The 20,515-nt window shown below is 65.3% G+C and carries 21 protein-coding genes and 1 tRNA gene; 8 read left to right on the top strand and 14 right to left on the bottom strand.

Annotated features, from left to right (window positions below):
- Nucleotides 1-17: 17 nt before the first annotated feature.
- Entirely contained in the window at nucleotides 18-872 is an 855-nt protein-coding gene (locus tag E3O11_RS13930; protein WP_092448595.1) for an undecaprenyl-diphosphate phosphatase, read from the bottom strand.
- 59 nt (nucleotides 873-931) lie between these two features.
- Entirely contained in the window at nucleotides 932-2,299 is a 1,368-nt protein-coding gene (locus E3O11_RS13935) for a M20/M25/M40 family metallo-hydrolase (protein WP_092448594.1), read from the bottom strand.
- A 106-nt stretch (nucleotides 2,300-2,405) separates the two neighbouring features.
- Here E3O11_RS13935 and E3O11_RS13940 point away from each other — a divergent pair.
- Nucleotides 2,406-2,490: transfer RNA gene (locus E3O11_RS13940), tRNA-Leu, on the top strand.
- Between the two features lie 110 nt (nucleotides 2,491-2,600).
- Here E3O11_RS13940 and E3O11_RS13945 read toward each other — a convergent pair.
- From E3O11_RS13945 to E3O11_RS13960, 4 genes are read right to left on the bottom strand one after another with little or no spacing between them, the layout of a single operon-like run.
- On the bottom strand, nucleotides 2,601-3,473 hold the full coding sequence (locus tag E3O11_RS13945) for an ABC transporter permease (protein ID WP_092448593.1): 873 nt from the start codon (nucleotides 3,471-3,473) through the stop codon (nucleotides 2,601-2,603).
- Nucleotides 3,460-4,440: an ABC transporter ATP-binding protein gene (locus tag E3O11_RS13950; RefSeq protein ID WP_092448592.1), complete on the bottom strand. Its 981-nt coding sequence runs from the start codon at nucleotides 4,438-4,440 to the stop codon at nucleotides 3,460-3,462. The genes E3O11_RS13945 and E3O11_RS13950 overlap by 14 nt, the downstream gene beginning before the upstream one ends.
- 37 nt (nucleotides 4,441-4,477) lie before the next feature.
- Nucleotides 4,478-5,620, bottom strand: a complete 1,143-nt coding sequence (locus tag E3O11_RS13955; protein WP_092448591.1) for a LolA family protein — start codon at nucleotides 5,618-5,620, stop codon at nucleotides 4,478-4,480.
- A 51-nt stretch (nucleotides 5,621-5,671) separates the two neighbouring features.
- On the bottom strand, nucleotides 5,672-6,079 hold the full coding sequence (locus E3O11_RS13960; protein ID WP_092448590.1) for a hypothetical protein: 408 nt from the start codon (nucleotides 6,077-6,079) through the stop codon (nucleotides 5,672-5,674).
- Between the two features lie 83 nt (nucleotides 6,080-6,162).
- On the opposite strand from E3O11_RS13960, the gene E3O11_RS13965 reads away from it, so the two are divergent.
- Nucleotides 6,163-7,041, top strand: a complete 879-nt coding sequence (locus E3O11_RS13965; protein ID WP_092448589.1) for a hypothetical protein — start codon at nucleotides 6,163-6,165, stop codon at nucleotides 7,039-7,041.
- 3 nt (nucleotides 7,042-7,044) lie between these two features.
- Here the strand turns inward: E3O11_RS13965 and E3O11_RS13970 are convergent, their stop codons facing one another.
- The 3 genes from E3O11_RS13970 to E3O11_RS13975 form a co-directional block, all read right to left on the bottom strand.
- Nucleotides 7,045-7,974 carry a nuclease-related domain-containing protein gene (locus E3O11_RS13970; protein WP_092448588.1) on the bottom strand — a complete coding sequence of 310 codons (930 nt, stop codon included), beginning with the start codon at nucleotides 7,972-7,974 and terminating at the stop codon, nucleotides 7,045-7,047.
- Nucleotides 7,975-8,103: 129 nt separating this feature from the next.
- On the bottom strand, nucleotides 8,104-8,268 hold the full coding sequence (locus E3O11_RS17710; RefSeq protein WP_166787591.1) for a hypothetical protein: 165 nt from the start codon (nucleotides 8,266-8,268) through the stop codon (nucleotides 8,104-8,106).
- A 91-nt stretch (nucleotides 8,269-8,359) separates the two neighbouring features.
- Entirely contained in the window at nucleotides 8,360-9,079 is a 720-nt protein-coding gene (locus tag E3O11_RS13975) for an SOS response-associated peptidase (protein ID WP_092448587.1), read from the bottom strand.
- 59 nt (nucleotides 9,080-9,138) lie between these two features.
- Here E3O11_RS13975 and E3O11_RS13980 point away from each other — a divergent pair, with 59 nt between their 5' ends.
- Both E3O11_RS13980 and cspE read left to right on the top strand, forming a co-directional pair.
- Entirely contained in the window at nucleotides 9,139-9,975 is an 837-nt protein-coding gene (locus E3O11_RS13980; RefSeq protein ID WP_092448586.1) for a DUF3097 domain-containing protein, read from the top strand.
- 309 nt (nucleotides 9,976-10,284) lie between these two features.
- Nucleotides 10,285-10,488, top strand: coding sequence for a transcription antiterminator/RNA stability regulator CspE (cspE, locus tag E3O11_RS13985; RefSeq protein WP_035840308.1), 204 nt, complete (start codon nucleotides 10,285-10,287; stop codon nucleotides 10,486-10,488).
- 71 nt (nucleotides 10,489-10,559) lie between these two features.
- On the opposite strand, the gene E3O11_RS13990 is transcribed toward cspE, so the two are convergent.
- The gene (locus E3O11_RS13990; RefSeq protein WP_092107921.1) at nucleotides 10,560-11,039 is read right to left on the bottom strand and encodes an Lrp/AsnC family transcriptional regulator; all 480 of its coding nucleotides are present in this window, start codon (nucleotides 11,037-11,039) and stop codon (nucleotides 10,560-10,562) included.
- A gap of 106 nt (nucleotides 11,040-11,145) precedes the next feature.
- On the opposite strand from E3O11_RS13990, the gene E3O11_RS13995 reads away from it, so the two are divergent.
- Nucleotides 11,146-12,348, top strand: a complete 1,203-nt coding sequence (locus E3O11_RS13995; RefSeq protein WP_092448585.1) for a trans-sulfuration enzyme family protein — start codon at nucleotides 11,146-11,148, stop codon at nucleotides 12,346-12,348.
- Here E3O11_RS13995 and E3O11_RS14000 read toward each other — a convergent pair.
- Nucleotides 12,345-14,162 carry a DEAD/DEAH box helicase gene (locus E3O11_RS14000; protein WP_092448584.1) on the bottom strand — a complete coding sequence of 606 codons (1,818 nt, stop codon included), beginning with the start codon at nucleotides 14,160-14,162 and terminating at the stop codon, nucleotides 12,345-12,347. The genes E3O11_RS13995 and E3O11_RS14000 overlap by 4 nt on opposite strands.
- Before the next feature lie 87 nt (nucleotides 14,163-14,249).
- Between E3O11_RS14000 and E3O11_RS14005 the strand changes: the two genes are divergently transcribed.
- Entirely contained in the window at nucleotides 14,250-15,038 is a 789-nt protein-coding gene (locus E3O11_RS14005; RefSeq protein WP_092448583.1) for an SGNH/GDSL hydrolase family protein, read from the top strand.
- A 61-nt stretch (nucleotides 15,039-15,099) separates the two neighbouring features.
- On the opposite strand, the gene E3O11_RS14010 is transcribed toward E3O11_RS14005, so the two are convergent.
- A complete protein-coding gene (locus E3O11_RS14010; RefSeq protein WP_092448582.1) occupies nucleotides 15,100-16,335 on the bottom strand; it encodes a D-alanyl-D-alanine carboxypeptidase family protein in 1,236 nt (411 codons plus the stop codon).
- A gap of 44 nt (nucleotides 16,336-16,379) precedes the next feature.
- The gene (locus E3O11_RS14015; RefSeq protein WP_092448581.1) at nucleotides 16,380-17,189 is read right to left on the bottom strand and encodes a TrmH family RNA methyltransferase; all 810 of its coding nucleotides are present in this window, start codon (nucleotides 17,187-17,189) and stop codon (nucleotides 16,380-16,382) included.
- A 130-nt stretch (nucleotides 17,190-17,319) separates the two neighbouring features.
- On the opposite strand from E3O11_RS14015, the gene E3O11_RS14020 reads away from it, so the two are divergent.
- Together E3O11_RS14020 and E3O11_RS14025 are read left to right on the top strand one after the other, a co-directional pair.
- Nucleotides 17,320-18,243: a Sir2 family NAD-dependent protein deacetylase gene (locus tag E3O11_RS14020; protein WP_092448580.1), complete on the top strand. Its 924-nt coding sequence runs from the start codon at nucleotides 17,320-17,322 to the stop codon at nucleotides 18,241-18,243.
- Nucleotides 18,244-18,294: 51 nt separating this feature from the next.
- A complete protein-coding gene (locus tag E3O11_RS14025; protein ID WP_166787592.1) occupies nucleotides 18,295-18,897 on the top strand; it encodes a histidine phosphatase family protein in 603 nt (200 codons plus the stop codon).
- A gap of 182 nt (nucleotides 18,898-19,079) precedes the next feature.
- Here E3O11_RS14025 and E3O11_RS14030 read toward each other — a convergent pair whose 3' ends face one another.
- The gene (locus tag E3O11_RS14030; protein ID WP_092448578.1) at nucleotides 19,080-20,471 is read right to left on the bottom strand and encodes an MFS transporter; all 1,392 of its coding nucleotides are present in this window, start codon (nucleotides 20,469-20,471) and stop codon (nucleotides 19,080-19,082) included.
- Between the last annotated feature and the right edge of the window lie 44 nt (nucleotides 20,472-20,515).

Consider the following 20,515-nt stretch of genomic DNA (forward strand, 5'->3'; position numbering starts at 1 on the left):
GTCGCCTTGCGAGCGGGCTACGCGGAGATGACGTTCGTGCCGAGGAGCACGAACAGCACGATGCCGAGCACGATGCGGTAGATCACGAACGGCAGGAAGCTGCGCTTGGAGATGTAGTTCATGAAGAACGCGATCACGGCGAGGGCCACGAAGAAGGCGATGACGGTGGCCACGAGCGTTTCCAGCGGGCCGAAGATTTCGGGCGTGCAGTTGGCTGCGCCAGCCAGACACGGCTCGGCAATGGACTTATAGATCTGGAAGAAGCCGCTGCCGAGCACCGCCGGAATGGCCAGTAGGAAGGCATAACGGGCGGCGGCAGCGCGCTCATAGCCGAGAAACAGTCCGGCCGTGATGGTTCCGCCGGAGCGCGACACCCCAGGGATGAGGGCGAGGGCCTGGGCGAATCCGAAGATGACGCCGTGACCGACCGTGATGTCCTGCAGCCTGCGCCGTTTGGCTCCGACATGATCGGCGATTCCGAGCAGAATGCCGAAGACGATGAGCATGGTCGCGGTGATCCACAGCGACCGCAGCACGGTCTCGATCTGGTCCTGGAACAGCAGTCCGAGGATGATGATCGGCAGCGAGCCGAGAATGATGAGCCAGCCCATGCGGGCATCCGGATCTGTGCGGGGAACGCTGCCCCCGAGCGATCTGGCCCATTGGCCGATAATGCGCACGATGTCGCGCCAGAAAAAGATCACCACGGCCGCCTCGGTGCCGATCTGGGTGATGGCGGTGAAGCGTGCCCCCGGATCTTCGCCGGTGCCCAGAAACTGGCCGACGATGGCGATGTGCGCGCTCGAGGATACCGGGAGGAACTCGGTCAGGCCCTGGACCAGACCCAGGATGATCGCATTCAGAAAGTCCACACGCTTCGCTTTCTCAGATTATTCAAGGGATGCCCGCTCCGTGTCGGATCCAGGGCTTGCTAGTAGCTGGAGAGCAGGTCGGTCAAAACCCGCCTGCCAAACACTAATGCGTCGAGGGGCACTCGTTCATCCACGCCGTGGAACATGGCCGGAAAATCGAGGTAGGCCGGCAGCCGCAGCGGGGCAAACCCGTAGCCCTTAATGCCAAGCGTGCTCAGTGCCTTATTGTCCGTTCCGGCGGACAGCAGGTACGGCAGCACCGGCGCTCCGGGATCGTGGCGCTCCAGGGTGCTCACTACGGCGTCGATCAGCGGACCGCTGAACTCGGTCTCCAGGCCGATATCGCGGTGCATCGTCACGATTTCGATGTCCGCACCGACGATGTCCTGAATCTGAGCGAGCACGAGGTCTTCCTCCCCCGGCAGCGAGCGGATGTCGATCAGCGCCTCGGCCGCATCCGGGATCACATTGTGCTTATATCCGGCGGTGAGGCCGGTCGGGTTGGCGGTCGTGCGCAGGCTGGCCTGGATGAAGCCGGAGGCGGTGCCGGTCGCCAGGGCGAGCTCGTCGGGGCCGACCCGCTGCGGATCCACGTCGAGAATGCGTGCGATCTCGCCGAGCAGCTGTTCGGTTGTGTCGGTAAGCCGAATCGGCCACTCGTGACGCCCCAGTTTTGCCACGGCCTCGGCGAGCCGGGTGATCGCGTTGTTCGGATGCATACGAGAGCCGTGCCCGGCCTCGCCGCGGGCCACCAGTTTGACCCAGATGAGGGCTTTCTCGCCGGTTTGCAGCAGGTAGGCGCGTTGGCCGCCGAGGGTGATGGAGTACCCGCCGACCTCGCTGATCGCCTCGGTCGCACCGTCGAACAGGTGCGGGTGTTCGTTCACCAGAAAATGGGAACCGAGCACACCGCCGGCCTCTTCGTCGGCGAAGAAGGCGATGACCAAGTCGCGCTCCGGCGCACCGCCGGAGCCGATCACGTCCTGCAGGGAGGCCAGAATCATGGCGTCCATATTCTTCATATCGACCGCACCGCGCCCCCAGAGCAAGCCGTCCTTGATGACGCCGGCGAAGGGGTCGACACTCCAGTTCGCCGGGTCGGCCGGCACCACGTCGAGGTGCCCATGCACGACCAGGGCCGGGCGGGACGTATCGCGACCCTGCACCCGCGCCACCACACTGGTGCGGCCGGGTTCGGAATCGAACAGTTCGGGCACGAGGCCCAGGGCTCGCAGCTTCTGGGCAACGTACTCGGCGGCATCCGTTTCACCGTTTGAACGACCCTCACCATAATTAGTGGTGTCGAAACGGATGAGATCGCGCGCGATTTCGGCGGTCAGATCGAGTTTCGCCGCGGCCGTTCCGGGTGACGCACCCGCTGAATCAGCGGAACTTGCGGCCGGAATCGTGTTCGGGGAGGAAGCCATAACCACACGCTACCCGTCGCCAACGGGTGCAGTGACACAACGGGCGTTCTAAACCGTGCTAAGTTATTACCTCGGCAGCCGGTTCATCCGGAGGCCGTTTCACCCAGTCCGGGTGGCGGAATTGGTAGACGCGCTGGCTTGAGGTGCCAGTGCCCGTTAAGGGCGTGTGGGTTCAATTCCCATCTCGGACACGGAGATTTCTTTCAAGAAATCAACGAGGACTGGTTGAGACAGTTCACAAGGCCGGATCCCCTGGATCCGGCCTTGTCTCGTTAAGATTCATAGCAGTGACGGGAGTCGGTCAGGACAGGATGTCCCTGGTCACGAATCGGCTATAGGCCAAAGCCCCGAAAACGGCCACGTAGCAAAACTGCACGATCGCGTTCTGGCCGAACGAACCCAGGTCGAGCGGTTGCCGAAGCAGATCGGCGAAGCCGAGCCAGTAGTGGCTGAACAGCCACGGGTGCAGCCAGTCGAGCTGCGGGATGACGTCGAGTATCTGCGCGATCACCGAGACCACGATTGTTGCCGCCATGGCTCCGACGGGCACATCGGTGAGGGTGGAAAAGAACAGTCCGATCATGGACAGTCCGAGCAGCGACACCGTGACGTACGCGGCCACCAGCAGCGACCGCAACAGCGATTCAGGCACGCTGATGGTGTCGCCGGAGAGCAGCGTCACTGGCCCGACCGGGAACAGTGCCGCACCGATGAATGCGCCGGACACGGTCAGCGTCAGCGTCGCGACGAGGCAGAACAGGGCAGCGCCGGCGTATTTGACCAATAGCAGCCGTACGCGGCCGGCTGGGGCCACCAGGAGGTAGCGCAGGGTGCCAAGGCCAGCCTCCCCCGCGATGGTGTCTCCGGCGACGACTCCGATGGTTAGTGGCAGAAACAGGGGAATGGCGACCACCATGGCGGTGAAGCCGACGAACAGGCCGTTCTGGGTGACCCGGTCGAGGAACGGCGGCCCCTCCCCCGGTTCCAGCGTCGACGAGGACAGACGCACGGCCACGGCTAGCAAAATCGGGATGAGCGCCACCGCGATGAGCATGGCCCAGGTACGACGACGACGAAACAGCACGGAGATCTCCGAGCCGAGCAGATCCCAGCCTCCCGCGCGGGCTGACAGAACGCGCTCCGGCGTCTGCGGCAGGATTTCACTGGACGACATCAAAACCCTCCCCGGTCAGTGCGACGAAACGTTCTTCCAGGCTGGGTTCCACGATGGCGAAACCACGGATGCGCACGCCACCGGCCACGAGAGCCGTCACGATGGCCTCCGGCTGCCAGTTGGTGTCTCCGAGCGGCGCAACGACGACCGCGTCGGCGGCATCGCTCGTGGCGTGTGCTGGCCCGAGCCCGAGGTGGGTGAGCACCCGGAGGGCGCCGGCGGCGTCCGGTGTGCGCAGGTGGACCCGTGATTCGCCCACCTGCCGCAGCTGGGCCAGGGTGCCCTGCGCGACGAGGCTGCCCGCACTCATCACGGCGGCGTGCGTGCACATCTGCTCGACTTCGGCGAGCAGATGGCTGGACACGAACACGGTCGTGCCCTCGGCGGCCAGCGAGCGCACGAGGCTGCGCACTTCACGCATGCCCTGCGGGTCGAGGCCGTTGGTGGGCTCATCGAGCACCAGCAGCTCGCGTGGGAGGATGAGGGCGTTGGCGATGCCGAGCCTTTGTTTCATGCCCAGTGAATAGGCGTGCACCTTCTTATCGGCAGCATGGGAGAGACCGACCCGTTCGAGAGCACCCTGAACTCGGGCCCGACGGGTACCGCGTGGGGCGAACCGATCGGCGGTATCGAGGCGCCGCAGGTTTGCCGCACCGGACAGAAACGGGTAAAAGGCCGGACCTTCAACGAGGGCGCCGACGCGGGGCAGCACCTCGCGCAGTCGGGCGGGCATGGGCTGACCGAGCACGCTGATGGTGCCGCTCGTCGCCTGGGTGAGTCCGAGGAGCATGCGGATGCTCGTCGTTTTGCCCGATCCATTGGGCCCGAGAAAGCCGAAGACCGAGCCGCGCGGCACCATGAGGTCGATGCCGTTCACCGCCGTTTGCGAGCCGAATTTTTTGGTGAGCCCCCGGGTCTCGATCGCCAGGCCGTCACCCTGGCTTGCGGTTGTCACGGTGCCGGTCATCGTGCCGTGCGCAGGATGCCGGTCCCGGACACCGTTGTCACTCCGCGGCGGCCTGCAGCGCGGCGAGCGGAACCGCGCCGGCGAACACCCGCCCGTCGTTGCTCAGGAACACCGTGACGAGGGAGGTGGTCACGGCACGGCCACCGTCGACGGCCGTGGTCAGCTGGTCAAGCAGGGGGTTGGCGCTCAGCTCGGCCGGCACGGCCGCTGCTGGCACCTCGACGATGGTGGACCAGCCGGTACCCGTCATGACGGGAACCTGACCCGCTGCCGAGCTGTGATCGCCCGGCTGGTCGCCGGTAGCGCCTTCCGTCGGAGCCGGCATGGCCTGTTCCGTCACGGTGGCCGTGGCCGGGGGCGTGAAGGCGAACAGGTCGGCGTTCGGGGCCGCGAAGTCGATGGCGGTGAAGCCGACCTGGAATGCCGGCGAGCTCTGCCCCTGGGCCAGCACGGTCACCTGAAGCGGCAGCCCGGTTTCGGAGTCAACGGCGATAGAAACGGATGCGACGAGCGTTTCGGTCGTTTTTGGCGTGAGGACCAACTCGTACACGCTGCGCCCCGCGACTCGGGCATCGGTGCCGACCGAGACCGTCGTGCTCGGGTCGAGCTCGCCGAGGAAGCGCTCGGCGAGCTGTGCTGGCGTCGCGAGGTCGGTGGGCAGCTGTGACTGCAGTTGGGCGGACTTCGCCTGGGCGGTGGCTTCGAGGTCGAGGCTCAGGTGGGTCGCCGCGTTCGTGTTGGAGTCATACAGCCAGATGTCTCCGCCGTTGTGCACAACATCACGTTCGGCCATGCGGTCTTTGATCTGCACCCGGGACTGGCTTTCGCCGCCGACATACACTCGAAATTCGTGCGAGCCGCTCAGCAATTCGAGGGCCGTGGTCACTCCCAAAGGAATAACGCTGTCGTTGCCTTCGGGCAGGGCTCCCGTCATGGATTCGCTCATGCCCGCGCTGAGGTCTAGTGACGGAAGGCCCAGTTCCGCTGATTGTTCAACGGTTCCCGAGAAAGCGGACACCGTGCTGTCGTTCACCAGAAGGAGAACCTGCTCCGGTGTCTTGTCCGGCAGATCGACGGTGGCACCGGCCTGGAGCGGCACAGCAATGACGGCAGCGACAACGACTGCCGGAACGACGAACGCCGGGAGCCAGCGGAGAGAATTTCGAGACACGAGCTTCATACCGCGATCGTACGCCCCGTACGCCGCACTCAACCGGTGGGGTCAGCGTATTTACAGGTCCCCGGACTCGCTGCTATCGCGGGTCGGTTCGCTCCGGCTCGGTGCCTCATCGGTGATGCCGATGAATTGACTGCCGATGCCGTCGCACTCGGTGCGTCCGAGGCCGTCGGCCGGATCGGGCAGTTCATCCGCCCGGTGGTTCGAGCAGGTGATGTAGGTGAAGGTCGGCCACCACTTCTTGGGCCGCACGGCCTCGGTGTAGCCACAGATGGTGCAGGTGAGCTGCACCCAGACCGGCTTCTTTCCGGTGCGATTCGCGCGCGACTGCAGCAACCAGGCCGGCGGTTCGGCCTCCAGCCTGGCCAGCTGAGCTTCGCTTAGGCGCGACGGAATACCGTGGCGGGTGGCCATTTCCAGGGGGATATCCAGGCGCAGTGCTACTTCTCGTCGCGTAATCATCTCAAACTACGATAGGCGCTTTTTAGGGGCCGCGCGGAGCATCCGTTCGCAGCAGGCGCCCGTCACTATGGGAGAATGACCCAATGTCAAACACTCCGTCCCCGCTGGGGCTGCTCTTGGACGTGGACGGGCCGATTGCGAGCCCGATCACCCGCACGATCAGTACGCCGAGCATTGTGACCGACCTGATCACCCTGGCCGGGGCGCACGTGCCGATCGCCTTCATTACGGGGCGGTCTGCCGATTTCATTCGCGAGCAGGTCGTCGCGCCGCTCGTGGCCGCGGGTCTGCCCGAGAATTTTCGCATGTACGGGGTGTGTGAAAAGGGTGCTGTTTGGTTTCCGATCGGGTCAGACGGCATGGGCACAGTCGTGGTTGATCGGGCCGTCGCCCTACCGCTGGCCGTCACCGACGAAGTGCGCCAACTGGTCGCCGACTCATTCGCCGCCGAGATGTTCTTCGACGAGACCAAGCAGGCGATGATCTCGGTTGAGCAGCGCACCGATGTCAGCCGGGCGGCCTTTCAGGCTCGCCAATCCGAGTTCAATGACGCCGCTTTCGCCATTATGGTCGGGCACGGGCTCGGCGTTCGATTCGAGGATCGCGAAAGCGCCGATGCCTCGGGGCAGATTCCGTTTCGGCTGGACGCCACCATCATCTCGACCGATATCGAATCGGTCACCCTGGACAAGAACCATGCGGCCAAGCGGGCACTCGCTTTCTTTGCCGAGAGCGGTCCGCTTCCCCGGTTGTGGCGGTCGGTGGGTGATTCGCGCAGCGACTACCGCATGGCCGACCACCTGCACGAGGCCGGCTACGACGTGTCGCACGTCGACGTGCGCCCGGCCGATGGAATTCTCGACCGGCCGTATCCGGTCATCGTCATCGGTGATCAGATTCACGATGAAGCCGGGGCAACTTTTCTGCGTTACTGGGTCGACAAGTTGGCGCTACCCGCCTGATCGTCACGCATTAACGAAGCGGATGCCATTCTGCAGCGTGCTGCGCAGCTCGAAGACCTTCTCGAAGCTGCCCCGTTCCATGCCGATCAGTCCTTCACGCACCACGCCGACCAGTCGTGACCGCGGAATGCCGATGATCATCGGGCGGCGGCCGCGCTTCGGCAGGGACACCGCTTCGTCGAGTGCGCCGTCGGGCAGCACGATAATGAGGGCGGTGAAACGCACCTTGAGGGCACGCGTAATCGATTTGGCGGCGTCTTCGAACTGATGGATCGGGCGGTCGTCGGGGTCGAGATCGTCACCGACCAGTTCGCCGCGGCGCAGCTGCACCGGGCCGCCCCAGTCTTCGGAGAGGATGCCGAACAGGCCGGCCGGGCCGAGGATGATGTGGTCGAGTTTGTCGGTCTGCGGGCCGGTGTCGATGTCGTGCCAGGCGGTGAATCCGATGCCGAGGTTGGCCACGAGTTGGGCGGTGGCCTCCTCGGCGAGGGCCTTGGCGAGGCAGTGGCGCACGAGACGTGGGGCGCTGCGGATCAGGGCTGGCGCGTACGGATCGTCGATGACGGTACCGCGGCCGGCCCATTCGCGCACGAGATCCAGGTATCTCAGGCGTGCCTGGCCGCCGGGGTGACCGTGCATGCGGGTTTTCAGGCTGGATTTCGTGGCCGGGCCACGGGCGGCAGGAGCGGCGTAGGCATCCGCTTCTGGATCGGTGTCACCGAAGCGACGGCGATCGTAGGCCGCCCGGTGATCGGGAGTACCGATGCGTTCCCACGCCAGCTGAACGGCATGAAACCGGGTCGCGCTGCCTCCGACGTCGGGGTGAGTTTTGCGCAGGAGGAGCCGGTAGGCACGGCGCAACTCGTCGTTGGTCGCCGTCGGGCTCACGCCGAGCACCTCGTAGGGGGTGGATGCGGCCGGGCTGTCATGCATCCTGAACGGTACCTTTCTGCGGGTGCGAGCAGATCGTCTCAGAGACGATGAGAGAATTTACCGTATCGCGGGAATCTGACATCCCGCCGAGGGCGCCGGTCTCACAGCAGCGAGGGTTCAGCGTGGCTGCTAGTCGCGCAACAAGTGGAACGGGATCGCCATAGAGAGAGACACGCATAGAATTCCGGCTACGAAGGTCAGTCCCATCAGCGACGTGACGGAGAACGCCAGACCGAACAGCCAGAGGCCGAGGACGAAGATCGCGAACGCGGCGATAAAGGCGACAATGTGCATGGGAAACCCTTTCACGGCAGTGCCCGGTGTTTTCGCCCAGCAACTGGTTTGAACGTACTTATTCGAGCGTACCGGCTGGGGCCGATCGGAATTACAGGGAATCGCCGACGATCGCGTCGAGCGGCTCGATCAGTTCGGGTCCATTGCCGACGACCGGCGCTACCGCGTAGAAGTTCAGTGTTTCCACAACCTCATGGGATGCGGCGACGGCAGCATCGACGAGCGTCTGGTCGCCGTCCGTGGCCGAATCCAGCCACTGGTCCCACCACTCCTCGGGCAGGGGAACCGGGGTGCGGTCGTGAATCTGCGTGAGAGGGCCCAGAGCATCCGTTGTCAGGATTGTGGCGGACAGCACCCACCGCGCTGGGTCGTCGTCGGCGGCCGCCGGATTCTTCCACCAGGCGTACAAGCCGGCGAAGGCGAGCGGAAGGCCGTCGTCCGAGTGGATGAAGTACGGCTTCTTCGTAGTTCCGTCGGTGTGCCACTCGTAATAGCCGGTGGCCGGCACGAGCGCACGCCGGGAACGCACCGACGTTTTGAAGGTCGGTTTCTCGGCGGCGGTCTCGGCTCGCGCATTGAAGGTCGGGAACTTCGAGGTGGGCTCGGTGGCGAAGGCCGGAATCAGGGACCAGCGCGCCGATTCCAGCCGGCGCACGGCCGGATCGGTGCGCGCCGACTCGAGCACGATGGGGATCTGCTCCGTTGGCCGAATATTCCACGAGGGTTCCGGCAGGTTCTCTCCCTCATGCTCGACGTCGAACATGGCAGCCAGATCGGGCGCCGTATCGGTAATGATGAATCGACCACACATGTCTCCAGAATACCGTTGCCTACCTAACGTATTGGTGAGCATCAGCTAGCGTCGATGCAATGGACGATCGATACAGCGCAGACGTGCTCTCCCCCGGCTGGCGCGAGGCCGGTCGCATCATTATTCCGACCCAGGAAGCGACCAGGGACCTCGTGGTGGAAGAGGTTGCGACCGGGTTCTGCGGGGCCGTCATTCGGGTCGAGAAGAAGATCGTCACTCTGGAAGACCGCCACGGCAAGCTCCGCCTGTTTCCGCTCGGCTCGGGGTTTCTTATCGACGGTAAACCGGTCACACTGATAGCTCCGACCATGGCGGCAGGCCTCGGCCGAGTGCGCACCGCCTCGGGCTCAACGGCGGTTCCGGATGCCCCGGCGCGCGTCGCGCGCGCCAGCCGGATCTTCGTTGAGGGCCGGCACGACGCCGAACTCGTGGAGAAGGTCTGGGGTGCCGACCTGCGTATCGAGGGCGTCGTCGTCGAGTACATCGAGGGCGTAGACAACCTGGACGAGATTCTGCGCGCGTTCCGACCGGGTGCCGGGCGCCGCGTCGGCGTGCTCGTCGACCACCTCGTGCCGGGGTCGAAGGAGAGTCGCATTGCGGAGGCTGTGGCGCGCGGGCCGTTTGCGGCGAACGTGCTGGTGGTAGGGCATCCGTTTGTCGACGTGTGGCAGTCGGTGAAACCGGCTCGCGTCGGCCTCGCCGCCTGGCCCGAGATACCGCGAAACATCGAGTGGAAGCACGGAATCTGCGCGACACTCGGCTGGCCGCACGAAGAGCAGGCTGATATTGCCAGGGCCTGGCAGCGTATCCTCGGCCAGGTGCGCACTTTTGCCGATCTGGAGCCGCAACTTCTCGGCCGGGTGGAACACCTGATCGACTTTGTGACAGCGGAATGACGGTTTTGTCGTCGTTTTCGGTAATTTCGCATTCGCGGTCATTCCCAGTGGTGGACCCGGAGTTCACCCCTTTTCCGCAGCAAACGACACGCTTTCCGGTAAAAAAGGCGCTGAATTCCGAAACCATCCAGACTTGTGGGCTAGTGTTGGACTCGAAGTTGTAGTGCTTGCACGTCTTAAACGCATTGATCGTGATTCATCTGGATCACAGTTAGTGCGCCACATTCCTTTCGGAAGCGGACGACGAATACCGCGACGAACGGTCCCGACAGTCGGGGCCGGTCTAACACTCCTGGAGGAGTTTTACAAATGGCAACAGGTACCGTGAAATGGTTCAACGCTGAAAAGGGCTTCGGCTTTATCGCACCCGACGACGGAAGCGCCGATGTTTTCGCGCACTACTCCGCGATCGCGTCGAATGGCTACAAGTCCCTCGATGAGAACCAGAAGGTCGAGTTCGAGGTAACCCAGGGCCCCAAGGGTCCTCAGGCCGAGAACATCCGCGCCCTCTAAATAGAGCTTGCGAAGAACGCCTCCCGCTCAGGCGGGGGGCGTTCTTGTTTTAATCCTCGTGGCTGACCGGTCTACTTCACCAGGTCCTGCCACCCATCACCGTCGACATACTCGAAGATCAGGTTGGTCTCGGTGTGGGCGACGGCCGGATGCTCCGCGAGATGTTCCAGCACAAAGTCGCGCAGGTGCGAGGCATCCGCTGCAGCCACGTGCAGCAGGTAGTCGTCGGCACCGGCCGTGTGGAAGAGCCCGATCACACCGGGCCAGTGCGGGGCTGCATTCCGAAAGTCATCGATCTGCACCCGGGCATGTTTGGCCAGCCGCACCGAGATAAGCGCCTGCAGGCTGGCGCCGAGCGCGGCCAGGTCGATATTGGCCCGGTAGCCACGGATATGGCCGAGCTGCTGCAACCGACGCAGTCGCAGCGATACTGTGGACTCGGCCACTCCGATCTCGCTGGCCAGGGCCGCACCGGAGGCCCGAGCATTGACCGACAGGGCGCGCAGCAGTGCACGGTCGACCCGGTCAAGTTCCGGCTTCTTTGATTCCATCAGCAGACTCCCTTATTCCTAGCAAGCTTATGCGATTCGGGTTTGTTATTTGCAAGGGTCTGCATAGTCACTTGCGTTCAAGGGCAGAACCTGTTTCTGTTGGCTCATGTTGCCACCGCTGTCACATATCGAAACCGTTGCCGTGCACGCCGGAATGGACGGTCTTACCGAGGCCGGAACGCACGTTCCGGGCATCGATCTGTCCACCACCAATCCGCTGCGCGGAGTGGAGTCTGGCGGGGATTCTTACGAAAACCTCGCCACCGGCGGCACGCCGGAACCCGGCGATTCCGCCGTCTACCAGCGACTGTGGCAGCCAGGCGTCGCCCGGTTCGAGAACGCACTGTCGGCCCTGGAACGAACCGCCGGCACCGTTGCCTTCGCCACCGGAATGGCGGCCCTGACCGCAACCCTTATTGCCACCGTGACGGCCGACAAACCGCACATTGTGGCGCTGCGTCCCCTGTATGGCGGTACCGATCATGTTCTCGCGAACGGGCTGCTCGGCACGACGGTCACCTGGACCGACCTGGCCGGCGTTGGTGCGGCCATCCGCTCAGATACCGGTCTGGTCATTCTGGAGTCACCGGCCAACCCGACGCTTGAGTTGACCGACATCCGGGCGGTGGCGGATGCTGCCGGTTCGGTTCCCGTGCTGGTGGACAACACCTTTGCGACGCCCGTGTTGCAGCGCCCGGTCGAGTCGGGCGCCACGCTCGTGCTGCACAGTGCGACCAAGTTTCTCGGCGGTCACGGCGATGCTATGGGCGGCACGGTGTCCGGGCCGGCCGAGTGGATGGTGCGGCTGCGACAGGTACGCGCGCTGACCGGCGGCCTGCTGCAGCCGTTCAACGCATACCTGCTGCATCGCGGGCTGCGCACCCTGCCGATTCGGGTGCGCGCCCAACAGACGAGTGCTGGCGAGATTGCTGACCGGCTCAGCGCCCATCCGGCGCTGACCCGGGTGCTCTACCCCGGGCTGCCGGGCCAGGACCCGCACGGGCTGATCGGCAGGCAGAGCGCCGGGGCCGGGTCCCTGATCGCGCTCGATCTCGGCTCCTTTGCCGCCGCTGTGCGCTTCACCGAGGCGCTGCGACTGATCACCCACGCGGTGTCACTCGGCGGGGTTGATTCGCTCGTGCAGCATCCGGCCTCGCTCACCCACCGACCGGTGGCGGCTGATGCACGACCGGGGGCCGGCATCGTGCGGCTGTCGATCGGGCTCGAGCACGTCGACGATCTGATGGACGACATCCTCACAGCCCTGCTGGTCGCCCGCGTGCCGGTGGGAGCAGTCGCGACGGCCTAGCTGCGACCGAGGCGGCGGCGCAGCAGATCGATCCGCATCTGCAGCTGGGTCACGCTGGCCTGGGCGACGGCGGGCCCGCCGCAGATCCGACGCATCTCCGCGTGGATCATGCCGTGCGGTTCATTGGCGAGCTTGGACCACATGCCCACGAGGCTCGACAGCAGGGTGCGCTGTTCCTTCAGGGTTCGGTACAGGGGCGGTGGCTCGAGCGGGGCGATCTCCCCCGTCACCGGATCCTTGCGCTTGTCGGTTGAACGTTTGGACTGCCGTGACTGGCGTTGACGCAGCAGCTCCGACACCTGTTCCGGTTCGAGCAGGCCGGGGATGCCGATGAAGTCGAATTCCTCGTCGGTGCCCGGTTCGGCAAGCTCACCGAATTCGTCGCCGTCGAACATGACCATGTCGAAAGTGGCCTGCGAGTCGAGGGCCTGCCAGGTGAAGTCGTCCAGGCCCAGGTCGTCTGACGCCTTGTCTTCCTTGTTCGCCGCGGCGACCAAGGCATCTTCGGGGTTGTACATGCCGTCGTCGCCGTCGTCACGATTGCTGCGATCGAGGGCGTGATCGCGTTCCAGCTCGAGCGCGTTGGCGAGGCTGAGCAGCCCGGGCACGTTGGGCAGAAAAATGGATGCCGTTTCGCCGCGTCGGCGCGCGCGCACGAACCGGCCGATCGCCTGGGCGAAGTACAGCGGTGTGGCCGCGCTGGTCGCATAGACACCGACGGCAAGCCGCGGCACGTCGACGCCCTCCGACACCATGCGCACGGCGACCATCCACCGACGGGTGTTCTTGGAGAACTCATCGATCCGGTCGCTGGCTTCCTTCTCGTCGGAGAGCACAATGGTGACCGGTTCACCGCAGATGTCTTCGAGGATGACGGCGTAGGCGCGTGCGGTGGTCTGGTCCGTGGCAATGACGAGGCCACCGGCATCCGGAATGCCGCGCCGCACCTCGGTCAGTCGGGAGTTCGCGGCGCGCAGCACCGAGGGAATCCACTGCCCGCTGGGCTCGAGCGCGGTGCGCCAGGCCTGGCTGGTGATGTCCTTTGCGTTGCCCTCGCCGAGCTTGGCTTCCATCTCGTCGCCGGCCCGGGTACGCCACTTCATGTGCCCGGCGTAGACCATGAACATCACCGGGCGCACAACACCGTCGGCGAGGGCTCGGCCGTAGCCATAGGCATAGTCGCTTTGCGACATACGGATGCCGTGTTTGTCGGGCAGATAGCTGACGAACGGGATCGGCGAGGTGTCCGAGCGAAACGGGGTGCCGGTGAGTGAGAGGCGCCGGGTGGCCGGGCCGAAGGCCTCACGAATCGCGTCGCCCCAGCTGAGGGCATCTCCCCCGTGGTGAATCTCGTCGAGGATGACCAGGGTGCGGCTGGACTCGGTGAGCTGCTTGTGCAGGGCGGCTCGGGCAGCCACCTGGGCATAGGTGACGACGACGCCGTGATAGTGGCTGCCGTAACTGCGGTCGGCGTTCTTGAACATGGGATCGAGACGGATGCCGGCGCGCGCCGCAGCATCCGCCCACTGGTTTTTGAGATGCTCGGTCGGCGCGACAACGGTGATGCGGTCGATTGTGCGCCGGGAGCGGAGTTCAGCGGCCAGGCGCAGGGCAAACGTGGTCTTTCCCGCTCCCGGCGTTGCCGCGGCGAGAAAGTCGCGTGGCTCGTGCACGAAGTAGGCCTCGAGCGCCTCGGCCTGCCAGGCGCGCAGCTTGCCGGCGGTACCCCAGGCCGCGCGTTCGGGGAAGGACGGCGACAGGTGTTCGGCTGCACTCGTTCCCTGCGCGGGACCGAAAACCGATGGAGTATTCACTTCTCACAAATCTACCAAAGACCACCGACGTTCGTCGCCGACGGCACCGTTTGCACCAATGGCTCAGGGTTCAGACACAATGGTTTGATGACGAAGCAACAGCATCCATGGTCGCGCTACGTCGCGCTCGGCGATTCGTTCACCGAGGGCATCGGTGACCCGGAAGAGCAGAGCCCTGGTGGGCACCGGGGCTGGGCCGACCGGGTCGCCGAGGTACTGAGCGAAGGGACCGATGATTTCGCCTATGCCAACCTGGCCGTGCGCGGCAAACTCATCCGGCAGATCGCCGACGAACAGATCGAGCCAGCGCTGGCCCTGCGCCCGGACCTGATCACGATTTCGGCCGGCGGCAACGACGTCATTCGCCCCGGAACTGACCCGGATTTCATCGCGGCCCGCTGCGATGAGGTGGTTTCCGGGCTCTCCCGGGACGGCGCGACGGTCGTGCTGTTCACCGGAGCCGACGTGGGATTCTCTCCCGTGTTTCGTAGCATTCGCGGCAAGGTCGCGATCTACAACGAGAACATCCGGGCCATTGCCACGAAGTACGACTGCATCGTGGCCGACATGTGGCAGCTCACCGAAATTCAGGATCCGCGCATGTGGGCGCCCGACCGGCTGCATCTCAATGCCCTCGGGCACCACACCGTGGCGCGCATGGTGTTGCAGACCCTCAATGTGAAGAACTCGCTCGAGCCGAGCGAGCCGGAGCCCATGCCCGGAACCACCTGGCGGCAGGCCCGCACCGAAGATTTTGCCTGGGCGCGGGAGTACCTCGTGCCGTGGGTGCTGCGCCGGGTGCGCCACCAGTCCTCCGGCGATCACGTACTGCCCAAACGTCCCAAAGCCGGCCCCTCCACGCTCCCCCGCGTCTGACCCGCATTTCGGTCCACTAGACGGAGCTGGTCATGGCCGGGCGGGTGGGCAGCCGGGCGGGTCAGCCGGCGGCGAGTTCGCCCGGGTGGCCCATGCGCCAGGCCGGGCCGGGATCAGTGACGCTGTCCTGCAGTTCAAGCGGCACCGTCACCGGAGATCCCGTGCCGATCGCGAACGACAACTCGCCGACGTCGTCGCCGGCCCGGCCCAGCTGCAAATCGGTCGCCGTCGCGGAACCCGAAATAGGTGAGTCTGACCAGACCAAAGCGGATGCCGCCCGCGCGGCGACGATATCGCTCACGTCACCCCACTGGGTCCTATAGCTGCCGTACACGGTGCCAGCCTCGGCCAGGACGACGTCGTGGAACCCGGGCTGCACACTCTGGATCAGCGCGGCGATCGCCGAATTGAGTTCGGAGTGGGTGTCGCCACCCAGCATCACGCCTACGAGCGTGACCGTGTTGTCGCCGACGGTGAAATCGGTGGAAAAGAGCAGGCAGGCGCCGGCGATGTCCGTTGTACCGGTCTTGATGCCGTCGACGCCGTCGCGACCGAGCAGCTTGTTGGTGTTGGTGATGGTGCCGATGACCGGCAGCACCGCCGAGGGCAGGGCGACGATTTCGGCCAGCGCCGGGTGACCGATGACGAGCTTGCCGATCTCAACGAGGTCGGCCGGAGTGCTCACGCTCGACGACGAGATGCCGCTCGTGTCGGCGACGCTGGTCTGGCTGAGTGAGTTGTCGGCCAGCCAGGTTTTCGCTGCCGCCAGGTAGCCGTCGGTCGAGCCGAACGCCCACACCGCGAGAGACGCCGCATAGTTGTTGGCCGAGGGCAGCAGCATCGCTTCGAAAGCCTGCCGCTGGGTCAGTTCCATTCCGGCGACCACGGGCGCAACCGACCCGTTTTCGGCGATCACCTCGTAGTAGATATCGACGTCGGCGTCGGTGAAAGTGATCGCGGGGCCGTCCTCCCCCGCGCCCAGCGGTTTGGCATCGAGGATGACGAGGGCGGTGACCATCTTGGTGATGCTCGCGATCGGCACCGTGTCCTGTTCGCCGCTCGAGGCCAGAACGCCGGGAAAACCGACTGCGCCGATCGCGCTTTCACCGAAGGTCGGCCAGACCAGAGCGGCGGCTGGTTGGGTCAGCGCCGCCGGCTGCACGATCGTGGCAGCGCTCTCCGGAACGGGAGCCAGGGTGGTGGCGCCGACATAGCCGACGCCGCCCAGCACCACGAGCAGAACGCTGGCGACGGCGAGTCGACGCCGTCGGAGGGTGACACGCCGGGAGGGAGACATCCGCTCAGCCTAACTTCTTCGTCGCGCTCAGCGGGTCGGCGCGCTCACGCACGCGTGCGCAGCGCGTACAGCGCGACCGCGCTCGCGGAGGCGACGTTGAGCGAGTCGACGCCGTGCAGCATCGGAATGGTCACGACCGTGTCGGCGGCTTCGAGCGCGTGCTGGCTGAGCCCGTCGCCTTCGGCACCGAGGATGATCGCGAGCCGCTCGGGCGGCGCCTCGGCAAACACGTCGAGGGAGACCGCATTGTCGGCCAGCGCCAGCGCGGCGAGGTGAAAACCGGCGGCGTGCAGCAGCGGGGTGGCCACGCTCCATTCCGGGAGGCGGGTCCACGGCACCTGCAACACCGTGCCCATGCTCACGCGCACGCTGCGCCGGTAGAGCGGGTCGGCGCAGCGCGGGGTGATCAGCACGGCATCGGCGCCAAGCCCGGCCACGGAGCGAAAGATGGCCCCGACGTTGGTGTGGTCGACGATGTCTTCGAGGATCACGATGCGGCGGGCATGGGTGAGAAGCGCCTCGACCGGCTCGAGCACCGGCCGGTGCATCGCGGCGAGGGCACCGCGATGCAGGTTGTAGCCGGTCAGCTGTTCCAGCACGCTCGCCTCGCCGACATAAACAGGAACGTCGGGCCAATCGGCGAGCAATCGCTCGGCGTCGGGCATCCACTGTTCCTGAATAAGTAGGGAGCGCGGGCGATGGCCGGCCCGAAGAGCACGAGCAATGACCTTGGGTGACTCGGCGATATAGAGGCCGCCGGCCGGCTCCAGCACTCGTCGCAGTGCCACGTCGGTCAAACGCGAATAGTCGGCGAGACCCGGGCTGGACAGGTCGGTAATGCGGGTGATCTGCACGGAAAAGTGCCTTTCAGAAGGGGTATTGAGCTCAAGCCTGACAGGTGGGTAGTCAAACGGGAAAACAGACGAGTTTAGAATCAAGGGACCAACATCTTTTGCTGCCCGTCTCTGCCCGAAAGGAACGCCGATGACTGCCGACCCGGTCGTGCCCAGCGACACGGTCCTGGTGGACGCGCTCGAGCCCACCGACGCCCCCGACGCCGCCGCCGCGCTCACCTCGACGGTCGCCCTCGATTCCGAGCGGGCAGTGGATGCCGTCGCCACGCTCCTACGCGGCAAGCGCGCCGCCGTGCTCACCGGTGCCGGCCTCAGCACCGATTCGGGAATTCCCGATTATCGCGGGGAAGGCGCGCCGAAGCGCACGCCGATGACCTTTCAGACCTTTGTCGCCGACGAACGATCCCGCAAACGCTATTGGGCCGGCAGTCACCTGGGCTGGAGCGTTTTTCGACGGGCCGAACCCAACCTCGGACACCGTTCTCTCGTGCAGTTGGAAAGCGCCGGCGCCATTGCCGGGGTCATCACCCAAAACGTCGACGGACTGCATACTCGGGCCGGATCGCGCCATGTCGTCGAACTGCACGGGTCCCTCGACCGGGTCATCTGCCTGGACTGCGGGCAGGCATTCGGCCGGGATAGCATCGCTGCCCGGCTGGAGGCCGACAACCCGGTTCTGCGTGATTCGGACAGCATCCGAATCGCTCCCGACGGCGATGCCGACGTCGGCAACATCGACGACTTCGTGGTGCCGGCCTGCACGGTCTGTGGCGGCATGCTCAAGCCCCGGGTGGTCTTTTTCGGTGAACTCGTGCCGACGGAAACGTTTCTGGAGGCAGCCGCTTTGATTCAGGCTGCGGATGCCCTGATCGTTGCCGGGTCGTCGCTCGCGGTGAATTCGGGCATCCGTCTGGTCGAGCAGGCCAGGCGCCGCAAACTGCCGATCATCGTAATTAACCGTGGGGTGACCAAGGGCGACGGGCGAGCCCTGCACAAGCTCGAGGCCGGAACCAGTGAAACCCTCGCCGCACTGGCCGACCGGCTGCTGGGCTGACCGCGCTTGTGCGCGGCCCGGGGAATCACCGGTGAATCGGGGCAATCACTCGTGACCAGGTTCGCCATTGTGCGTCATGGCCAGACCGACTGGAATTTGAACCAGCGGATCCAGGGCCGCACCGACATTCCCCTCAACGCCACCGGGCGCGCCGAAGCCGTCTCCGCCGCTGAGCGTCTGCAGAGCAGGCAGTGGGATGCCATCGTGACCAGCCCTCTGATGCGCGCTGCGGAATCGGCCAGAATTATTGCCGCGGAGCTCGGGTTGGAGGAACCCGAGGTGGTTCCCGCCCTGACCGAACGTCACCACGGCGCCATCGAGGGCCTCACCTTCGCCGAGCGTCAGTACCGTTTTCCTGACGGTGTGGCTGTTCCCGGACTCGAGACCCGCCGCGACGTCATTGACCGGGTGCTCGCTGCGCTATCAGCACTTGCCGCCGGGCATGCTGGCCAATCCGTTCTCGTGTTGAGTCACGGCGGCATCATCGGAACGCTGCTGCGTCACCTCACGGACGGCGACCGCCCTCGGCACGGCGAGTACATCGCCAATGGGTCCGTGCACGATTTCGCCTGGGCGGACGATCAGCTGCTGCTGACCCACTTCGATGCGTCGATGCGCGAGCCGGGCGACCGCGGCTCGTCGCCGGTGCTGTGACGCCTCCAGCTGATCTGCGGGCGCCTTTAGGGCGCTGAAATTGGCACCTCGTGTTCAGTGGAATGCCTCAGCGGAGCAAGGTGCCACTTTTCGCCCCTTCGTTTTCGCCAGCGGCGAGCACCATGGGGCCAGAGTTGGCACCTCACCCGTGGCCACAAGCCCTGCACGCGTGACCTTCGCTGCTACTCAAATTTGTCGGCGTTGACCCTGGCCGCTGGAACGGCATCGCCGGTCGGGGTTCCGCGGCGAATGCTCACGCTGACCACCGCGGCGATGATGCAGAGGCCAGCGGCGCCGATCCAGGCGACCGTGTAGTGCCCGGTTTCCTCGCGCACGATCCCGGCGGCGACCGACGCGATTCCAGCGCCGATCTGGTGCGCGGCGAACACCCAGCCGAAGACGAGGGGACCGCGATCGCCGAACAGCTCCCGACAGAGCGCGATCGTCGGCGGAACGGTGGCGACCCAGTCCAGACCATAGATGACGATGAAGATCACCATGCTGGGGTGCACGGTTGCCGACAGCAGAAATGGTAGTGCGAGCAACGACAGGCCCCGAAAGGCGTAGTATCCGGCGAGCAGAATTCTCGGGTTGTACCGGTCGGTCAGCCAGCCGGAGGCGATCGTTCCGACAATGTCGAAGATTCCGACCACGGCCAGCAATCCAGCTGCGGTGGTCTCCGGCATGCCGTGGTCGTGCGCCGAGGGGATGAAATGCGTGCCGATCAGGCCATTCGTCGTCGCCCCGCAAATGGCGAATCCGGCGGCGAGAGCCCAAAATGTGCGATGCCGGCTGGCAAATTTCAGGGCGCTGAGGGCTTCGACTGCCGGGTTTCGTTTCGGCGTCGCGACAACGTTCGACAGAGCGGATGCCGCCGGTCCTGCAGCTCCGTCGGCCCGTTCGGGCAGTTCCGGCGTGCCGTAGGGCGTGGTGCCGAGGTCGGCCGGAGAGTTGCGCATCCAGATGAGCACGATCGGCACCACCAGGATCGCGCCGAGTGCGATCAGAAGCGACGCGCTTCGCCAACCGGTCGTGACGGCGAGCTGGGCGATGAAGGGGAGAAAGATGAGCTGGCCGGTGGCGCTTCCGGCCGTGAGCACCCCGGCGATCAAGCCGCGCCGCTTCACGAACCAGGTTTGGCTGATGACGGCCGCGAACACGAGCGCCATCGACCCCGTTCCGGTGCCGATCAGTACCCCCCAGGTGAGCATGAGGTGCCACGGTGACGTGGCGAAGGTACTGAGCGCACTTCCCGCTGCGACGATGAAGAGCGCACCCGTCGTCACTCCGCGAATGCCGAATCGCTGCATCAGGGCAGCGGCGAACGGCGCGGTCAGACCGAACAACAGCAGGTTCACCCCAACGGCTGCCGCGAGTACCCCCCGCGACCAGGAGAATTCCTCCTCGATCGGCACCATGAGCACTCCAGGGGCCGCACGGAATCCGGCCGCACCGACGAGCGCAAGAAAGGCCACGGCGGCGATGATCCAGGCCGGGTGGATGCCGCGGGGCCACAGCAGAGAGAGACCCGACCCGCTTTCCGTGCTGGGGCGGCGCCGGCCGAATCGTGTCATCGTTTGAGAATAGCGAATTCGCAGGCGACTCTCGGTCGATTCAC

Source organism: Cryobacterium levicorallinum, from assembly GCF_004402405.1.
GTDB lineage: Bacteria > Actinomycetota > Actinomycetes > Actinomycetales > Microbacteriaceae > Cryobacterium > Cryobacterium levicorallinum.